13 protein-coding genes and 1 tRNA gene are annotated in these 19,408 nt (G+C 63.6%); 9 read left to right on the top strand and 5 right to left on the bottom strand.

Annotated elements, in window-relative coordinates:
• Window positions 1-4,238: ATP-dependent RNA helicase HrpA (gene hrpA, locus KFO72_RS36280; protein WP_225034110.1), on the top strand; the 4,238-nt coding region annotated here is incomplete at its 5' end.
• 143 nt (window positions 4,239-4,381) lie between these two features.
• Here hrpA and KFO72_RS36275 read toward each other — a convergent pair.
• A complete protein-coding gene (locus tag KFO72_RS36275; protein WP_318248527.1) occupies window positions 4,382-5,767 on the bottom strand; it encodes a YadA family autotransporter adhesin in 1,386 nt (461 codons plus the stop codon).
• Between the two features lie 525 nt (window positions 5,768-6,292).
• Between KFO72_RS36275 and KFO72_RS36270 the strand changes: the two genes are divergently transcribed.
• The 4 genes from KFO72_RS36270 (at window position 6,293) to KFO72_RS36255 (ending at window position 10,277) form a co-directional block, all read left to right on the top strand.
• The gene (locus KFO72_RS36270) at window positions 6,293-7,306 is read left to right on the top strand and encodes a beta-propeller fold lactonase family protein (protein ID WP_054934351.1); all 1,014 of its coding nucleotides are present in this window, start codon (window positions 6,293-6,295) and stop codon (window positions 7,304-7,306) included.
• A gap of 75 nt (window positions 7,307-7,381) precedes the next feature.
• Entirely contained in the window at window positions 7,382-8,365 is a 984-nt protein-coding gene (locus KFO72_RS36265; RefSeq protein WP_054934352.1) for a sterol desaturase family protein, read from the top strand.
• A 206-nt stretch (window positions 8,366-8,571) separates the two neighbouring features.
• Window positions 8,572-9,429, top strand: coding sequence for an EI24 domain-containing protein (locus tag KFO72_RS36260; protein ID WP_225034109.1), 858 nt, complete (start codon window positions 8,572-8,574; stop codon window positions 9,427-9,429).
• A 14-nt stretch (window positions 9,430-9,443) separates the two neighbouring features.
• A complete protein-coding gene (locus KFO72_RS36255; RefSeq protein WP_060601427.1) occupies window positions 9,444-10,277 on the top strand; it encodes a competence/damage-inducible protein A in 834 nt (277 codons plus the stop codon).
• A gap of 157 nt (window positions 10,278-10,434) precedes the next feature.
• Here KFO72_RS36255 and KFO72_RS36250 read toward each other — a convergent pair whose 3' ends face one another.
• Window positions 10,435-10,899 (bottom strand): rhodanese-like domain-containing protein, encoded by a 465-nt coding sequence (locus KFO72_RS36250; RefSeq protein WP_035990574.1) that lies wholly within the window; start codon window positions 10,897-10,899, stop codon window positions 10,435-10,437.
• A gap of 455 nt (window positions 10,900-11,354) precedes the next feature.
• Between KFO72_RS36250 and glnA the strand changes: the two genes are divergently transcribed.
• The 3 genes from glnA (at window position 11,355) to ntrC (ending at window position 15,756) form a co-directional block, all read left to right on the top strand.
• A complete protein-coding gene (gene glnA, locus KFO72_RS36245) occupies window positions 11,355-12,770 on the top strand; it encodes a type I glutamate--ammonia ligase (protein WP_054934355.1) in 1,416 nt (471 codons plus the stop codon).
• A 279-nt stretch (window positions 12,771-13,049) separates the two neighbouring features.
• Window positions 13,050-14,192 (top strand): nitrogen regulation protein NR(II), encoded by a 1,143-nt coding sequence (gene glnL, locus KFO72_RS36240; protein WP_054934356.1) that lies wholly within the window; start codon window positions 13,050-13,052, stop codon window positions 14,190-14,192.
• Between the two features lie 49 nt (window positions 14,193-14,241).
• Window positions 14,242-15,756, top strand: a complete 1,515-nt coding sequence (gene ntrC, locus KFO72_RS36235) for a nitrogen regulation protein NR(I) (RefSeq protein WP_054934357.1) — start codon at window positions 14,242-14,244, stop codon at window positions 15,754-15,756.
• 127 nt (window positions 15,757-15,883) lie between these two features.
• Here ntrC and xth read toward each other — a convergent pair whose 3' ends face one another.
• The 3 genes from xth to KFO72_RS36220 all read right to left on the bottom strand — a co-directional run bounded on the left by xth (window position 15,884) and on the right by KFO72_RS36220 (window position 17,730).
• A complete protein-coding gene (xth, locus tag KFO72_RS36230; RefSeq protein WP_054934358.1) occupies window positions 15,884-16,660 on the bottom strand; it encodes an exodeoxyribonuclease III in 777 nt (258 codons plus the stop codon).
• 187 nt (window positions 16,661-16,847) lie between these two features.
• A tRNA-Met gene (locus tag KFO72_RS36225) sits at window positions 16,848-16,924 on the bottom strand.
• A gap of 104 nt (window positions 16,925-17,028) precedes the next feature.
• The gene (locus KFO72_RS36220; protein ID WP_060601425.1) at window positions 17,029-17,730 is read right to left on the bottom strand and encodes an aspartate/glutamate racemase family protein; all 702 of its coding nucleotides are present in this window, start codon (window positions 17,728-17,730) and stop codon (window positions 17,029-17,031) included.
• A 179-nt stretch (window positions 17,731-17,909) separates the two neighbouring features.
• On the opposite strand from KFO72_RS36220, the gene KFO72_RS36215 reads away from it, so the two are divergent.
• A complete protein-coding gene (locus tag KFO72_RS36215) occupies window positions 17,910-19,199 on the top strand; it encodes an amidohydrolase family protein (protein WP_176054253.1) in 1,290 nt (429 codons plus the stop codon).
• Window positions 19,200-19,408: the final 209 nt, after the last annotated feature.

The raw sequence follows: 19,408 nt of genomic DNA, 5'->3' as shown, positions 1-19,408 counted from the left end.
GCGCCGAGAAGCAGCGCAATGCGTCGCGCGAGCCGGGCGCCGAGAAGCAGCGCAATGCGTCGCGCGAGCCGGGCGCCGAGAAGCAGCGCAATGCGTCGCGCGAGCCGGGCGCCGAGAAGCAGCGCAACACGCCGCGTGAGCCGGACGGCGAAAAGCAGCGCAACACGCCGCGTGAGCCGCGCAAGCCCGCGCGCGTCGTCGAGCCGAATCCCATTCCGCCCATCACGTTCCCCGAGGCGCTGCCCGTCTCGGGCCGCCGCGAGGAAATCGCGCGGGCGATCGCGGGCCACCAGGTGGTGATCGTGAGCGGCGAGACGGGCTCGGGCAAGACGACACAGTTGCCGAAGATCTGTCTCGCGCTCGGACGCGGGCTCGGCGCGGGGGGCAGCGGCCTGATCGGCCACACGCAGCCGCGCCGGATCGCGGCATCGGCGACGGGCCGGCGGATCGCCGAGGAACTCGGCACGCCGTTCGGCGAAGTGGTCGGCTACAAGGTGCGTTTCACCGACAATCTCGCGCCAGGTGCGTCCGTCAAGCTGATGACGGACGGCATTCTGCTCGCGGAAACGCAGACCGACCCGCTGCTGAAGGCTTACGACACGCTGATCATCGACGAAGCGCACGAGCGCAGCCTGAACATCGATTTTCTGCTTGGCTACCTGAAAGAGATTCTGCCGAAGCGGCCCGATCTGAAGCTGATCGTGACGTCGGCGACCATCGACGCCGACCGCTTCGCGCGTCATTTCGGCTCCGAAGACAAACCCGCGCCCGTGATCGAGGTGAGCGGGCGGCTGTATCCCGTCGAAGTCCGCTATCGTCCCGTCGCGGAAGATTCGCCGGCGGTGAAGGCGGCGCAAGGCAATGCGGGCCGCGAGCGCGGCGATCGCACGGATCGTCCGGATCGTCCGAAAACGCAGCGCGAGACCGACCGCGATCTGATGGACGCGATCGTCGAAGCCGCCGACGAGCTGTGCCGCGAAGGCCCCGGCGACGTGCTCGTGTTCCTGCCCGGCGAGCGCGAGATTCGCGACGCGGCCGAAGCGCTGCGCAAGCACCATCCGCCGCACACGGAAATCCTGCCGCTGTTCGCGCGGCTCTCGGCGGCGGAGCAGGAACGCGTGTTCCGTCCGTCGAACGCGCGGCGCATCGTGCTCGCCACCAACGTCGCCGAAACCTCGCTGACGGTGCCGGGTATCCGCTATGTGGTCGACACGGGCCTCGCGCGCGTGAAGCGCTATTCGTATCGCAACAAGGTCGAGCAGCTGCAGGTCGAGTCGATTTCGCAGGCGGCGGCGAACCAGCGGGCAGGGCGTTGCGGGCGTGTCGCCGACGGCATCTGCATTCGCCTCTACGACGAAGCCGATTTCCAGTCGCGCGTGCGTTTCACCGACCCGGAGATTCTCCGGTCGTCGCTCGCTTCCGTCATTCTGCGGATGAAGTCGCTGCATCTGACGGCGATCGAAACCTTCCCGTTCATCGAGCCGCCGCCCGGCCGCGCGATCGCCGACGGCTATCAGTTGCTGAACGAACTCGGCGCCGTCGACGACGACAACGCGCTGACGCCGCTCGGCCGCGAACTCGCGCGCCTGCCGCTCGATCCGCGCGTCGGCCGGATGATTCTGGGCGCGCGCGACCAGCAGGCGCTGCGCGAAGTGCTGATCATCGCGAGCGCGCTGTCCGTGCAGGACCCGCGCGACCGCCCCATCGACGCGCAGGAACAGGCCGACCAGGCGCACCGCAAGTTCGCCGACGAGCGCTCCGAGTTTTTGCAATGGCTAAAAATCTGGGCGTGGTTCGAAGAGGCCATCGCGCACAAGAAGTCGAACCGTCAGCTCACGGACGCGTGCAAGCAGAATTTCCTGTCCCATCTTCGCCTGCGCGAATGGCGCGACGTGCATTCGCAACTGCTGACGGTGGTGCGCGAGCATGGCTGGCGCGTGAACGACAGCGAAGCGACCTTCGAGCAGATTCATCTCGCGCTGCTGACGGGCCTGCTGGGCAATATCGGCCTGAAGGCCGACGACGAGCCGTACTATCTGGGCGCGCGCGGCATCAAGTTTTATCTGTGGCCCGGCTCGGCGCTCGTGAAGAAGGCGGGCAAATGGGTGATGGCGGCGGAACTCGTCGAGACGAGCCGGCTCTACGCGCGCTGCATCGCCAGGATCGAGCCGGAGTGGATCGAGCGGGTCGGCGCGCATCTGTTGAAGAAGTCGCTCTCCGAGCCGCATTGGGAAAAGCGCGCAGCGCAAGTATCGGCGTTCGAGCGCGCGATGCTGTACGGCTTGCCTGTGTATCACCGGCGGCGCGTCAGTTTCGGCAAGCAGGACCCGGCGCGCGCGCGGGAACTGTTCATCCGCGGCGCGCTGGTTGAAGGCGAGTTCGACACGAAGCTCGCGTTTTTCGCGCACAACCGCAAGCTGCTCGCCGATATCGAACAGCTCGAGCACAAGTCGCGCCGCCAGGACGTTCTCGTCGACGACGAACTGATCTACGCGTTTTACGATCAGGCCGTGCCGAACGGTATCCATACGGGCGCCGCGTTCGAGCGCTGGTATCGCGATGAAGTGAAGAAGAGCGGGCAGCAGGAAGACAAGCTGCGTCTGCTGTATCTGTCGCGTGACGATCTGATGCGCCACGAGGCGGCGGGCGTCACGACCGACCTGTTCCCGAAGCGGATGACGATGGCGGGCGTCGACATGACGCTGACCTATCACTTCGAACCGGGCTCGCCGCGCGATGGGGTGACGCTCGCCGTGCCGCTGTACGCGCTGAACCAGGTAGATGCGCGGCGCGTCGAGTGGCTCGTGCCCGGCATGCTGAAGGAAAAGACGCAACTGCTGCTCAAATCGTTGCCGCAGAAGCTGCGTCGTCACGTCGTGCCGTTGCCGGAGTACGCGGCGGGTTTCGTCGAGCGGCACAGCGGGCCGCGCTTCGGCGCGGGCGGTCTGCTCGACACGGTGATCGCCGACGTTCGCGAGCAGACGCAGACCGCGACGAAGCAGTCGGACTACAAGCTCGAAACGCTCGCGCCGCACCTGTTCATGAACTTCAAGGTGATCGACGAGCACGGCCGGCAGCTCGCGATGGGCCGCAATCTCGCGCAGCTACGCGCGGAGCTGGGCGGCCAGGCGCAACAGCAGTTTCAGAAAATCGCGTCGAGCGCGGCGGGCGCGGCGCTCGCGAATGCGGGCTCGGGCGGCAGCGATGTCGCTGCGCGCGGCGCATCGGGCGGAACTGCGGGCGGGACCGCGGGCGGGACCGCGGGCGGAACTGCGGGCGGAACTGCGGGCGGCGCGGCGCGCGGCGCGAATGGCGGGGGCGCACGTGGCGCGTCATCCGCGCCACACACGCCCGCTGCAGGCGAAGCGGCGGCGCCCGCGACAGCCCTCTACGAAAACCTGACGACGTGGAACTTCGGCAAGCTCCCCGAGCTTCTGGAAATCCGGCGCGGCGGGCATACGTTGTTCGGCTATCCGGCGCTCGTCGATCGCGGCACGCATTGCGACGTCGAAGTGTTCGATTCGCCGGACGAGGCGGCGCGTATTCATCGAGCGGGCTTGCGCCGATTGTTCGCGCTGCAGTTGCGCGAGCCGATCAAATACCTCGAAAAAAATCTGCCGGGCTTGCGCGAAATGGCGATGCAGTTCATGCCGCGCGGCACGCAGGAAGAACTGCGCGATCAACTGATCGACACCGCGCTCGACCGCGCGTGCCTGCAAGACCCGCTGCCCGACGACGACGCGAGTTTCCACGCGCGCAAGGACGAAGGCCGCAGCCGGCTGACGTTGCTCGCGCAAGAGATTGCCCGCCTGGGCGGACAGATTCTTGGCGAGTATTCGGCCGTCGTGAAGAAACTCGCGCAGGCGAAGCCGTTCGCCGCTGCGTTTGCCGACATGCAGAACCAGCTGGATGCGCTGGTCGGCAAACGCTTTATCGTCGATACGCCGTACGTGCAGTTGAGTCATTTCCCGCGCTATCTGAAGGGCATCGCGCTGCGCATCGACAAACTGAAAGCGGACTCGGCACGCGACGCGCGTCAGTTCGCAGAGTTTCAGCCGCTCGCGCAGAACTACCAGCGAGCGCTCGCGCAGCGGGGCGGCGTGCCGGATGCCCGGCTTGCCGAGTTCCGCTGGCTGCTGGAGGAACTGCGCGTGTCGCTGTTTGCGCAGGAACTGCGCACGCCGATGCCTGTTTCCGTCAAGCGTCTCCACAAGGTGTGGGAGTCGATGCAGCGTTGAGCGATGCGGGCGCGCTTCGCTGCGCGCGCCCCGGGTTTTGCCGCTATCGGCAATACGCGTTGCAAACCGCCGGCGCGGCGAAACTCGACGCTTTTGGCACGTCGCACGCGGGAATTACACCCCGTGAATGTTGCTGCTGCGCGTTACCAGTGCATGCCGGCCCCGATGGACCCGCCCAGTTCGCCGCGCGTGCTGGCCGTCCCCTGTAGCTTGTAGGCCCATTTGCCCGTGTCGGAGAGTTTCGACACGCCGAGCGCCATTGCCGACTGGCCGCCATACGTGCCGGCCGCCATCGCGACCATCCCGCGCCCCGGCAGCACGGCTTGCGGCAGGCCCGCCATCGCGATCGCCGCCGCCGCGCCGCCATAACCGTCCTTGCGTGCCGAGCGGACCTGGTCGTCGGTATACGCTTTCGCCTGGCCGACAGCGCTGCTCATACCCTGGTTCAGCTGGTTCAGGTTGACGGCGTCCGTGCCCTGAACGCCCGCGGCGACGTTCGTGATCTGACGTTCCTGTCCTGCAGCGCCGACCGAGACCGTATTCGCGCGATCTGCGATCGAGCCTTGACCGAGCGCCACTGAATTGTCCGCGCTTGCGTTCGAGCCGGCGCCGAGCGCTACCGCATTGGCGCCGCCTGCCTGTGCATTCGCGCCCGCTGCGATCGAGTGCGCGCCGCTTGCCTGCGCGGGTTCGGTGGCGGGCGAGCCCTCGGCGCTGAACATCGGATTCGAGGTGTTGACGGTGATATTGCCGACCGCATTGCCGAGCATCGCGGACAACTGGCCGAGGTTCACGGCGTCGTGCGTGTCGACGGCGTCGGCGACGTTGTGGATCAGTGTGCCGCCATTGCCCGCGTCGCCTTGGAGCGTGACGCTGTCGCGATTGATCGAGCCGTCGGGATGACGGTCGTACATGACACTGCCGTCGATTCTGCCCGCCACCGCCTTCAGTTGCGCGACGTTCACGGCGTCCTGGTCGGCGCGGCCCGCCGCCACGCCGCTGATGGTCCGGTTGCCGACGTTGACTTCGCCGACGGAGGTCTGCGGCGCGTTCAACCCGAACGCGGTGTAGCCCGTTTGCGCGCCATACAGCGTCACGGAGCCTGAACCAAGCGCCACGCTGTTGCCGAAGCTCGCCATGGAATTGGCGCCGAGTGCGAGCGACTGCGCGGCGATTGCCTGTGCGGTGTCGCCCAGCGACGTGGCCGACACCGCCATCGCGCGAGAATGCGCGCCGATGGCCGTGGTGTTGCCGACGCTGGCAGTCGACGTATCGCCCACAGCCGTCGCATCGTTGCCGCCGGCGAACGACGTGTCGCCGGCCGCAACGCCCGTCATGGTCAGAGCGCTTGCCCCGTTGCCCATGATGACGGACGCATGGGCAACGACTGCCGCGAACAGCGACACGAAACCCGCGATCGCCAGCGGCGCGATGGTCGAAGCGCGCGCCGCACGCGGCGCCTTGCGCGCGTTCAATATGGCGCGATGGATTGCAATGGGTTCTTGCGCTATCTCATTCATTATTTTCATGCCTCAAACTCCGGTAAAACTGGACAGCAAATACTCGGAAACGCCGGACACGACAAAGCATCGAAACTGGCAAAACCCGCTTTCGTAGTTGGGAAAGATGTGTGTCGAGGCGCGGACACATTCAGTCAGCGCGGACCGGCGCGCTTCCACCTGCTGGCAAACGTCGAAGCGGGTAGTGCGTCCACGAATTCTTGGCGTGCGGAGTTTGATGCGATATGAGGTAATTCTTAATTAATAATGTTCGGAAATTTCGTTCTTAAATAGCGGAATCAGACGCCGGATAATCGCGCGATTTTCTCGATTGATATTATTTGGCATCTAACGGCGTCTGATACATAAATGGTTTAATCGCATCGTTTCGTGCGACCAGCGGTGCGGCCGGGGCCACGCGCGCAAAGCCACCCGAAAGCCGTCCGGCACCCCCTGCGGCACCGCGCCGCAACGTCCCGCTTTTCCTTTGCCGCCGTCAACCGAAGCGACACGCAAACGTTCTACAATGGCGATTACCCCCTGATGTGAGTTTTCATGCGCAAATTTTCCCTTCCCGGTTTGACCAGCACGTTTGCAGCAGGCGCGGCGCTCGTCGCGGCAGCAAGCTTCTTCTCCCCGTCAGTTCTCGCTAACAACGTGATCGTGCTCAATTCCGGCGAAGCCACGCTGAGCCTGATCGACGAAGCGACGCGTCAGGTCGTCGACACGGTGCCGACCGGCAAGGAACCGCATCACCTGATGCCGACGCCGGACAATTCGTCGCTGATCGTCGCGAATTCGGTGTCGAACAATCTGATGTTCGTCGATCCGAAAACGGGTAAGCCGCAGCGCTGGGTCGAGAACATCGAAGATCCGTATCAGATCGGTTTCTCGCCGGATCGCAAGTGGCTCGTGACGACGGGCCTGCGCCTCGATCGCCTCGACATCTATCACTACGACGGCCACAACATGACGCTCGCGAGCCGTCTGCCGCTTGCCGTGATGCCGAGCCACATGGCGTTCACGAACGACAGCAAGACGGTGTTCGTCACGCTGCAGGTGTCGGGTGAACTCGCCGCTGTCGATCTCGCCACGCAGACGGTCAAGTGGAAGATGAAAGTCGGCAAGGTGCCGGCCGGCCTGTGGATGACGCCGGGCGACAAATATCTGCTGATCGGCATGACGGGTGCGGACTATGTCGCCGTCGTCGACTGGCGCAACCAGAAGGTCGTGAAGACGATCACGACGGGCAAGGGCGCGCACAACTTCCGTTCGCTCGCGGACGGCAAGCACGTGGCCGTGTCGAACCGCGTGGCCAGCACCATCAGCATCCTCGACGAGGACACGCTCACCAACGTGGGCGACATCACGGGACTGATGCCGGGCCCCGACGACATGGAACTTTCCGCCGACAAACGCTATCTGTGGGTAACGTTCCGTTTCGCGAAGCATGTCGGCGTTATCGACCTGACCACGCACAAGCTGATCCAGACGATCGCTGTCGGCCGTTCGCCGCACGGCATCTATTTCTTCAACCGCGCGCCTGTCACCGCGCCGAACGGGGCCTGATAACGCAGATGGCGCGCCTCGCCGGCGCGCCGTGAATTGCGCAGTGAAGCAGAACCGCGACGCCTAAAGAGCACCATGTTCCACCTGATCGCCTCCAGCCTCGATAGCTTCGTTTCGTCGATCCAGACGCTGCTGTACGTCGACGTCGTGCAACCGCTGCTGTTCCATTTCAACCTGATGGACTACGACGAGGACACGTACGACAGCCTGTACTGGGTGATCGTCGGCGTGCTGGAAGTGTGCGCGATGTATGCGCTGCTGCGCCCGCTCGAAGCGTTGCGGCCCGTCGAGCAGTGGAAGGACCGCAAGGCGGTGCGGGTCGACGTGCTCTACACGTGGATCGCCAAGCTCGGCATTCTCAATCTGTTTTTCTTCTTCGCGCTGCAGCCGTTTTTCGATTCGGTGCAGGGCTGGCTGCGCCTGCAGGGCATCGCGAATATCGAACTCGACAATCTGTGGCCGGGCGTCACGACGCAGCCGTTCGTGACGTTCGTCATGTATCTACTGGTGCTCGACTTCGCGGGCTACTGGTATCACCGCGGGCAGCACAGGATCGGCGTCTGGTGGGAACTGCACGCGGTGCATCATAGCCAGCAGCAGATGTCGCTGTGGGCCGACGACCGCAATCATCTGCTCGACGATCTGCTGCAGGCGTGTTTCTTCGCCGTGATCGCGCTGTTCATTGGCGTGCCGCCGTCGCAGTTCGTCGTGCTCGTCGCGATCACGAACCTCGCGCAGAGCGTGCAGCACGCGAATATCCGTCTGCATTTCGGTTGGCTCGGCGAGCGCCTGCTCGTCAGTCCGACGTTCCATCGCCGCCATCACGCCATTGGCTATGGTCACGAAGGCCTCAAGTACGGCTGCAATTTCGGCGTGCTTTTCCCGTGGTGGGACATGCTGTTCGGCAGCGCATCGTGGAGCCGCGAAATGGAGCCGACGGGCATTCGCGATCAGCTCAGCGGCCGTCATTACGGCGAGGGTTTCTGGGCGCAGCATTGGCTCGCGTTCGTGCGCATTGGGCAGCGCATCGCCGGCAAGAAGCAGCGGGGCGCGGCGTAAGCGCGTCTTCGTTGCGTTTCGCTTTCGACGCGTCTTACGGCAGGGCGCGCGTCTGACGATCACCGGCTGCGCGGCGACGCCCGCGCACTCGCTTGCAGACGCATTCATCAGCGTCCGCCCGCACTTTCGACGCTGGCACCCCGCGTGGTTTATCCTGTCCACGTTTCCTTCCTTTTCCTGCATTCCCATCACGTCATCGACTACGCATGAATGATCTCCTGCGCTCGTTCGGGCGCGCGCTTTCTTCCGTGTTGCATCCTCGCATGCTGTGGCTGACGTTCATGCCGTTCGCGGCGGCCACGATCGTGTGGGGCGTGGCGCTATGGTTTTCCTGGCAGACCCTGATCGGTGCGACGCGCAGCTGGCTCGAAAGCTGGCCGCTCACGACCACGCTCTACGGGCTATTCGACTGGCTCGGCTTCTCGTCGCTGCATGCGGCCGTGGCGCCGTTCATCGTGATCGCCGTCGCGATTCCGCTGATCGTCGTCACCGTGCTGCTGCTGATCGCGACGCTGTCGATGCCCGCCGTCATCAGGCATCTGTCGAAGCGGCAGTTCGCTGCGCTGGAAATGCGGCGCGGCGGGACCTTCGTCGGCAGCCTCGTGCATTCGATATGGACGACGCTCGTGTGCCTGCTGGTGCTCGTGATCACGCTGCCGCTGTGGCTGATTCCGCCGTTCTTCGCACTGATCCCGCCGCTGCTGTGGGGCTGGCTCACCTATCGCGTGATGACCTACGATGCGCTGTCGTTGCACGCCAGCAGCGAAGAGCGGCGCGCGCTGGTGCGCCAGCATCGCCTTCCGCTACTGCTGATCGGCGTGGCGAGCGGGCTGCTTGGCTCGCTGCCCACCTTGATCTGGGCGTCGTCCGTGTGGCTGATCGTGCTGTTTCCTGTGATGACTGCCGTGACCATCTGGATCTATGCTTTCATCCTCGTGTTCACGGCGCTGTGGTTCGGCTATTACTGCCTGCGCGCACTGCAGCGGATGCGCGCCGGCGAGCATGGCGGGAACGGTCACCACGGTCCCCACGGCGCGCGCGGCACAGCGCCTGTCTCCTACTGATACAAGAGGCTTCAATGGCATTTGGCGTCATCATCATCGGCGATGAAATCCTGTCCGGCAGACGCGTCGACAAGCATCTGCCGAAAGTCATCCAGCTTTTGAGCGCGCGTGGCCTGTCGCTGTCGTGGGCCGAATATATCGGCGACGATCCCGAGCGCATTACGGCGACCTTGCGCCGCACGTTCGCCTCGGGCGACATCGTGTTCTCGACGGGCGGCATCGGCGCGACGCCGGACGATCACACGCGCCAATGCGCAGCCGCCGCGCTTGCCGTGCCGCTCGAACTGCACCCCGAGGCAAAGGCGCTGATCCAGGAGCGCATCCGCGACATGCATCCCGCCAGTTCGTCCGCGCCCGTCGATTTCAACACGCCGGATAATTTGCATCGTCTGAATATGGGCACGTATCCGCGCGGCGCGTCGATCATTCCGAACGGCTACAACAAGATCCCTGGTTTTTCAGTCGGCGATCATCACTTCGTGCCGGGCTTTCCGGTCATGGCCTGGCCGATGATCGAATGGGTGCTGGATACGAAGTACCAGCATCTGCATCATTCGACGCCGCACGCGGAAAGGTCTCTGCTCGTCTTCGAGTTGCCCGAGTCGACGCTGACGCCGCTGATGGAAAAGATCGAGCATGACTTTCCGGGCGTGCGCGTGTTCAGCCTGCCGAGCGTCGGCGATGCGGAGCGCGGCGGCATCTATGCGCGCCGGCATATCGATCTGGGCGTGAAGGGCGAGCCGGAAGCCGTCGCCGCAGCATTCGTGAAGCTGCGTGAAGGCGTGCATCTGCTCGGCGGCGATATCGTCGAGCCGGAAGCGGCAGCGCACGCACAGCCGCATCGCTGAGCGGGGCGGAAGGGGCGCAACGCGTTCCGTTCGGGTAGCAACATCCGCCTGTCACATCGCACGCGGACCATTCCAGATGAAAACGGCGCACGGTGTTCACCGTGCGCCGCGTATCCGGGAAGCGACGGCAGCGCTTCTTATGCCAGCGTGCGATCCGTTAAGCGCCAATCCACGGCAAGCCGCGGAAACACCAGCCCGACACGGTCTTCCGATGCCCTTGGCCATCCTTGTCGCCTTCGAAGCCTTCCAGCAGATCCAGCGCCTTCGTGAAGCCGGCCTGCGTCGCCGCGATGGCCGCCAGCTTCGAGCGCGCCGCGCTGCGGCACAGCAGCAGCACGGGCGTGTCGGGCGTTGCGACCTGACGGAGTTGGTCGATGAATTCGGCATTCGGCACGCCGCCCGGGTAGCGCGTCCATTCGACATGCGCATACTGGCCGTCGCCGACCACCGGACGTCCGACCCAGTCGAGTTCGGCGCGCGTGCGCACATCGACGAGACGGGTGCGCGGGTCGAGTTGCAGAAGCTCGAATGCCTCGGCAGGCGTGACGGCGCCCGCGTAGGGGAGCTGGTTGTCGACACGGCGCTTTTCAGCCTGGCTGTACAACTGTTCGAGCGTACTCATGACAGCAAATCTCCTAGGGGCCAAAAAAACATTCTAGCAAGCTGCCGGAGCGGCGCGCGTCGCGCCGCCATGCACGGCGCGAAATTCGAGAATAGACGGGCGTGCCCGTTAATGGTGCAAAATGGGTGACGCGCACCAAAACGGAATGTTAAGCGGGCGCAGACTACGCGAACGCACGATTATGGTGCGTATGCGTCCCGCCGCCTCCGGCGATTCCCGCAAACGGTGTATGCAAATTCCCTGCGAAGGCGCGTCGGCATTGGGGCTGCAACGGCCTGGCGCATGCGGAACGAAAACATGGCATGGAAGCTGCTTTATTGGTGCCGATCAGATTGGCCCGATGCCAGCAGCAGATTTCCGCGGCTGCCGCTATCCCAGGGGTGGACGCATCGAGGCTGGTCAGCTAGATTGGGCGGCGGCTGAACCCGCCGAATTCGTTAATCAGGAGATAGGTTATGAGTAAATCCGTGGCCGACGTCATGCAGCTCGTCAAGGACGAGGACGTCAAGTTTGTCGACTTCCGTTTCACCGACACGCGCGGCAAGGAGCAACACGTTTCGGTGCCGGTGTCGGCATTCGACGAAGACAAATTCGAAAGCGGCCATGCGTTTGACGGTTCCTCGATTGCTGGCTGGAAGGGCATCGAAGCGTCGGACATGCTGCTCGTGCCGGACGCCGACACCGCCTTCATCGACCCGTTCTACGAAGAGTCGACCCTCGTGCTGACCTGCGACGTCGTCGAACCGGCTGACGGCAAGGGCTACGAACGCGACCCGCGCTCGCTCGCAAAGCGCGCCGAAGCGTATCTGAAGAGCACGGGTCTGGGCGACACGGCCTTCTTCGGTCCGGAACCGGAATTCTTCATTTTCGACTCGGTCCAGTGGAGCGCCGACCAGTCGGGCTGCTTCGTCAAGATCGGCTCGGAAGAAGCACCGTGGTCGTCGGGCAAGGAATTCGAAGGCGGCAACACGGGTCACCGTCCGGGCACGAAGGGCGGCTACTTCCCGGTCGCGCCTGTCGACACGTTCCAGGACATCCGCTCGGAAATGTGTCTGCTGCTCGAACAGATCGGCATCCCTGTCGAAGTTCACCACCACGAAGTGGCAGGTCAAGGCCAGAACGAAATCGGCACGAAGTTCTCGACGCTGGTTCAGCGCGCTGACTGGACGCAACAGCTGAAGTACATCGTTCACAACGTCGCGCACACGTACGGCAAGACGGCGACGTTCATGCCGAAGCCCGTCGTCGGCGACAACGGTTCGGGCATGCACGTCCACCAGTCGATCTGGAAGGACGGCCAGAACATGTTCGCGGGCAACGGCTACGCTGGCCTGTCGGAATTCGCGCTGTTCTACATCGGCGGCATCATCAAGCACGCACGCGCGCTGAACGCGATCACTAACCCGGGTACGAACTCGTACAAGCGTCTCGTGCCGCACTTCGAAGCGCCTGTGAAGCTGGCTTACTCGGCACGTAACCGCTCGGCATCGATCCGTATTCCGCACGTTGCGAACCCGAAGGGCCGCCGTATCGAAACGCGTTTCCCGGATCCGCTCGCGAACCCGTACCTGTGCTTCTCGGCACTGATGATGGCAGGTCTGGACGGCGTGCAGAACAAGATCCATCCGGGCGAAGCCGCCGACAAGAACCTGTACGACCTGCCGCCGGAAGAGGATGCAAAGATCCCGACCGTGTGTGCCGGCCTCGACCAGGCACTGGAAGCGCTCGACGCAGACCGCGAGTTCCTGACGCGCGGCGGTGTGTTCACCGACGGCATGATCGACGCTTACCTCGAACTGAAGGAAACCGAGCTGCAACGCGTGCGTATGACCACGCACCCGGTCGAGTTCGAACTGTACTACTCGCTGTAATCGCTCCAGGTGGCGCTGCGCTTCGTTCGCGAAATGCGGCGAAGCGTCCGCCCCGACGCTGCGATCGGTCACGAAGGGACGGCGGCGCCGTCCCTTTTTCGTTGGATCGAAAGCTGTGACGTTTTTGTTGCGGAACGGCTGCTGCAGCGTGTCGTTGCTGGTGATCGACCTGATTTGAACCGCGTGCGATGAAGCGCGCCCACCATCTCCTGTCGACGGAAGTTCGCGCGTTGGCGCTGGCTCCCGTCCCATGCAAGGCTATCGAGACCCGACTGCAAGATGGTATTGAAGAACCTGATCAAGGCCAGAAAAGGGCACACCGACGCATTGTCGGATGATGCGCAACTCGTCGAATCCGGTTTGCTGCCGGGCTTCGAGGCGCTGCCCACCGTCGTGCTCGTGCTCGACAAGCGGACGCTGCGTGTCGCGTTCGCGAATCCGTCGGCCGAGTCGATGCTCGAAATGTCGCGCCGGCAGCTTACGCAAATGGCCTGGCCCGACATCTTCACGAACGGCGAAGAACTGACGGCGACCATCGCCGCAATCGCCGCTCACCGTTTCCACGCCACGCATCTGGACGCCGTGCTCGAACGCGGCGGTCACGAGCCGCTGCACGTGCATGCGATAGTCGGCTTCCTGGAGAGCGCGCAGGACTACGTGCTGCTCGAACTGTTCGAGAACGAGCGCCATTTGCGATCCGATCGCGAAGAGCGCATTCACGATCTGACGGCCGTGAACAAGCAGCTGATCCGCAATCTCGCGCATGAGATCAAGAACCCGCTCGGCGGGATTCGCGGCGCGGCTCAACTGCTCGAATTCGAACTCGGCGCGCGCGAGCGCGACGAACTGCGTGAATACACGCAGGTCGTCATCAAGGAATCGGACCGGCTGCAGACGCTGGTCGACCGCCTGCTCGAACCGCATCGTCATCCGCATATCGTCGGCGACGTGAATATTCACGAAGTCTGCGAGCGCGTGCGTGCGGTGATTCTCGCTGAGTTTCCGCGCGGTCTGACGATCGAACGCGACTACGACGTCAGCGTGCCCGATCTGCGCGGCGACAAGGAGCAGCTGATCCAGGCGCTGCTGAACATCGTGCGCAATGCGGCCGAAGCGCTGCGCGAACGCATCTCGCAAGGCGATGCGCGCATCGAGTTGCGCACGCGCGTGGCGCGCAAGGTGACGATCGCGAAACGTCTTTGCAAGCTGGCACTGGACTTGCATATCGTCGACAACGGGCCCGGCATTCCCGAAGACATACGCGATCGCATCTTCTATCCGCTCGTATCGGGCAGGGAAGACGGTAGCGGTCTTGGCCTGACGCTCGCGCAGACTTTCGTGCAGCAGCACGAAGGGATGATCGAAGTGGAGAGCCGTCCGGGTCACACCGAGTTTCAGATCCTGCTGCCGCTCGACGCCTGATACTCGACTGGTCACACCACACGCAAGACAAGACTTCTGACGGACCTATATGAAGCCGATCTGGATAGTAGACGACGATCAATCGATCCGTTGGGTGCTCGAAAAAGCACTCGCACGCGAGAACTTCGCGACGCGCAGCTTCGCGAATGTGCGCGAAGCCGCGGGCGCACTGGAACACGACAGCCCTCAGGTGCTGGTCTCCGATATCAGAATGCCTGGCGGCTCCGGGCTCGAACTGCTGCAGACCGTGCGCGACCGCGTGCCGGGCTTGCCCGTCATCATCATGACGGCGTTCTCGGATCTCGATAGCGCCGTGGCCGCGTTTCAGGGCGGCGCCTTCGAATACCTCGCCAAGCCGTTCGACGTCGACAAGGCCGTCGAACTGATTCGCCGCGCCGTCGACGAAAGCATGCGCGGCGAGCACACATGGGACGACCGCGTTGCCGAAGCGCCCGAGATGCTCGGTCAGGCGCCCGCGATGCAGGACATGTTCCGCGCGATCGGCCGTCTGTCGCATTCGGCTGCGACCGTGCTCATTACGGGCGAATCAGGCACCGGTAAGGAACTTGTCGCGCGCGCCTTGCACCGACATAGCCCACGCGCGAACGGACCGTTCATCGCATTGAACACGGCGGCGATTCCGAAAGATCTGCTGGAATCCGAACTGTTTGGCCATGAGCGCGGCGCGTTCACGGGCGCGCAGGCGATGCGCCAGGGCCGCTTCGAGCAGGCTGAGAACGGCACGCTGTTTCTCGATGAAATCGGCGATATGCCGTTCGACTTGCAGACGCGTCTGTTGCGCGTGTTGTCGGATGGGCAGTTCTATCGCGTCGGCGGACATAACCCGTTGCGCGCGAATGTGCGCGTGATCGCCGCGACGCACCAGAATCTCGAATCACGTGTGCGGCAAGGGCTGTTCCGCGAGGACTTGTATCACCGTTTGAACGTGATCCGTCTGCGCTTGCCGGCGCTGCGCGAGCGTAGCGAGGACATTCCGCTGCTGACGCGCCATTTCCTGCAGAAGAGTGCGCGCGATCTCGGCGTCGAACCCAAGCGTGTGTCGGAAGAGGCGCTGGCGTATATGACGTCGCTGCCGTTTCCCGGCAATGTGCGTCAGCTTGAAAATCTCGCCAACTGGCTGACCGTGATGGCGCCGGCGCAGACGATCGAGATCAAGGACCTGCCGCCCGATCTCGTCTCGACGCAGCAGGCCGGGGCGGAATTCGCGACGTCTGCGGGATCGCTGCCGATCGACGGCGCAGTGGGCAACGGGGGCGTCACGAACGGCGTGGCCACGGGCACGAGTGCACCCGTCGCGGCCGGCGGCGTGGTGATTCCGTCGCCTGTCGCGGCGTGGGAGAGCGGGCTGCGCACGGAAGTCGCGAAGCTGTTGCGCGAGAACGCCGCCGATGTGATGGACGAACTGTCGCGCCGTTTCGAAGCGGCCGTGATCCGCGAAGCGCTCGACTTTACGCGCGGGCGCAAGGTCGAAGCGGCCGAGCGGCTCGGCATCGGTCGCAATACGATCACGCGCAAGATTCAGGAGCTGAATCTCGAACCGTAAGCGTTGATGCTTCGGGGCGTGCGCGAGTGGTGCTGTGGTTGCACGCGACAATGTAAAGCGGCTCGATGGCGCGATGCGCTATCGAGCCGCTTTTTCTTTGCTAATACGCTTGTGTTTCTGCCGCGAGTTATTCGGTGAGCGCGACGACAGGCGCGTGGTCCGACGGTTGGTCCCACTTGCGTGGCGTCTTGTCGACGTCGCAATGTGTGCAGCTTGCGGCCAGCGGCTTCGACAGCAGAATGTGGTCGATGCGCAAGCCCGCGTTGCGGCGGAACGCGAGCATCCGATAGTCCCACCACGTAAAAGTCTTCTCGGGCTGCTCGAAGAGCCGGAACGAATCGACGAGACCCAGTTCGACGAGGCGGTTGAACTGCGCCCGCTCTTCCGGCGAAACGAGGTTCTGTCCTTCCCACGCCTTCGGATCGTGCACGTCGCGGTCTTCAGGCGCGATGTTGTAATCGCCGAGCAGCGCGAGCTTTGGATGCTGCGCGAGTTCGCTGGCGATCCAGTCGTGCAGCGCGTCGAGCCAGCGCAGCTTGTAGGCGAACTTGTCAGTGCCGGGCGCCTGGCCGTTCGGGAAATAGGCACAGACCACGCGCACGCCTTCGATGGTGGCCGCGATGACGCGCTGCTGCGGATCCTCGAAGCCGGGTATGTTGCGCATGATGCTGCCTTCGTCGACGCTCACGCCGTCGCGCACGAGAATGCCGACGCCGTTATACGTCTTCTGACCGGCGAACCAGCTGCGATAACCCTTTTCCTCGAGCTCGGCGCGCGGAAATTTTTCGTCGGGCAGCTTCAGTTCCTGAAGACACAACACGTCGGTCTGGCTGAGTTCGAGCCAGTCGATCACATGCTGCTGACGAACCTTCAGGGAGTTCACATTCCACGTGGCTAATTTCATCGCTCGTTCTCGTTGTATCAGGTGCTGGATGGAATCTTACCGCGATCGGGCAGCGCCGCTCAGTACGGCAACCTGCATAGGCAAAAACGCAAAAGCCCGCAACGCTTTGGGCGATGCGGGCTTTGGATGCGTAACACTGCTTGTACTGCTCGAGGCCGTGTGGAGCAGGACACGATGCCTTTGAAACTGGTTGCGGGGACAGGATTTGAACCTGTGACCTTCGGGTTATGAGCCCGACGAGCTGCCAGACTGCTCCACCCCGCGTCAGAGAGGCGAATTGTACGGACACCTTCGCCATGCGTCAAACATTTGAACGAAGTTTTTTCATCTTATTGTGTTGTGCGTTCGCGGCGAGGTATTGCATCTCATCAACGGCCGGTTTCGATCGCCCAGTCGACAGCGTGTTTCGCATGCAGCGCAGTGGTGTCGAACACAGGCAGAACAGAGTCTTCCTGGCGGATCAACAGCGCGATTTCCGTGCAGCCGAGAATGACGGCCTGCGCGCCGCGCGCCTTCAGGTCTTCGATCACGTCTTGATAGATCGCGCGCGACGACGGCTCGATGATGCCGTGACACAGCTCGTCGTAGATGATCCGATGAACGTGCGCGCGGCCATCGTCACCGGGAATGAGCGTATCGAGGCCGAAGCGCTCGCGCAGGCGTCCCGCGTAGAAGGTCTGCTCCATCGTATAGCGCGTGCCCAGCAAGCCGACTCGCCCGATGCCAGCTGCGCGCAGCGCTTCGCCCGTCGGATCGGCGATATGCAGGAAGGGCACTGTGATCGCCGCTTCGATCGCTTCGTGCACGCGATGCATGGTGTTCGTCGCGAGCAGCACGATGTCGGCGCCGCCGCGCTCCAGTTGCCGCGCGGCATCCGCCATCTGGACGCCGAGCGCGTGCCAGTCGCCTGCGCGCTGGTTGGCTTCGACGGGTGCGAAGTCGACGGTCACCATCACGCTGCGCGCATTGTGATGACCGCCGAGACGCGCCTTCGCATAACGGTTCAGCAGCCGGTAATACTCGGCCGACGATTCCCAGCTCATCCCGCCGATCACGCCTATCGTTTTCATCTTGCGTTCTTGCCCGTACCGGTTGATCGCGTCGAGTATAGGCTGCGAGCCGCCGGGGTGAGCAGTACGGATCGCACGCGGCTGGCCAGTACGGTACGGTCTTTTGTCCTATGCCATCAGGATGCTTCCCCATGGATTTCTTCCGCCGATAGAATCGTAGTCATGCAAAGGAGCCGCCCATGGATCTGATCATCCGCAATGCCGTATTGCCGCGCAGTGCCCCGAAACAGAATGGCCCCGTCGACATCGGCATCGAAGGTGGGCGCATCGTCGCCGTCGCGCCGAACCTGGCTGCGGGCGGACGTGAAGAGATCGACGTGCAGGGTGCGCTCGTCACGCCGCCGTTCATCGACGCGCACTTCCACATGGACGCGACGCTGTCGTACGGGTTACCGCGCGTGAACGCGTCGGGCACCTTGCTCGAAGGCATCGCACTGTGGGGCGAGCTGAAGCCGCATCTGACGCAGGAAGCGCTCGTCGAGCGCGCGCTGCAGTATTGCGACTGGGCTGTCGCGCGGGGTCTGCTCGCCATCCGCACGCATGTCGATGTGTGCGACGAGCGCCTTCTCGCGGTTGAAGCGCTGCTCGAAGTGAAGCGCCGCGTCGCGCCTTATATGGACCTGCAACTGGTGGCGTTTCCGCAAGACGGGCTGCTGCGCAGTGCGGGTGCGTTCGACAACCTCAAGCGTGCGATTGCGCTGGGTGTCGATGTGGTCGGCGGCATTCCGCATTTCGAGCGGACCATGGCGGACGGCGCGGAGTCGGTGCGATTGCTATGCGAGTTCGCTGCAGAGAAAGGCTTGCGCGTGGACATGCATTGCGACGAATCGGACGATCCGCTGTCGCGTCACATCGAAACACTCGCGGCTCACACGCATCGACTCGGACTGCAAGGGCGCGTGACGGGCTCGCATCTGACGTCGATGCATTCGATGGACAACTACTACGTCAGCAAGCTGCTGCCGCTGATGTGCGAATCGGGCGTGGCGGCGATCGCGAATCCGCTTATCAACATCACGTTGCAAGGTCGTTCGGATACTTATCCGAAGCGGCGCGGCATGACACGTGTGCCGGAGATGCTTGCGGCGGGCGTCAACGTCGCGTTTGGCCACGATTGCGTGATGGACCCGTGGTATAGCCTCGGTTCTGGCGACATGCTCGAAGTGGCGCACATGGGCTTGCACGTCGCGCAGATGACGGGTATTGACGCGATGCATGCTTGCTTCGATGCCGTCACGGTGAACGCGGCGCGTATTCTCGGGCTCGAACGTTACGGGATCGAGCCGGGTTGCGACGCGAATCTCGTTGTGCTCGACGCACGCGATGCTGTGGAGGCGATACGCTTGCGCGCGGCGCGGCTGGTCGTGGTGAGCCGAGGGAAAGTGGTGAGCCGTGCGCCGGCGGCGCGGGCGATGTTGTCGTTGGAAGGGCGGGCAAGGGAAGTGGACTTCAAGCTGCATCGTGGATGAGGGGGGCGGTTTTTTTGCGCAGGCATCCGCGTTGTGCCTCCGAGGCGCGGGCTACGCCGTTTGGTGTGTTTGGTATTCGCTGGCATCCGCGATATGTTTTTTGTGGTTCTGGCGCCGCTGGTCGGTGTTCATGCCTTTGCGCTGGCATCCGCGGTTTGCTTTTGCTTTCGCTGGCATCCGCGAATTGTTAGCGTGCTTCAGGCGTCGCC

Origin of the sequence: Paraburkholderia sp. XV (assembly GCF_020177535.1) — a bacterium.
In the GTDB taxonomy this organism is placed as follows: Bacteria; Pseudomonadota; Gammaproteobacteria; order Burkholderiales; family Burkholderiaceae; genus Paraburkholderia; species Paraburkholderia caribensis.
This window is presented reverse-complemented; position numbering and strand designations above follow the sequence as displayed.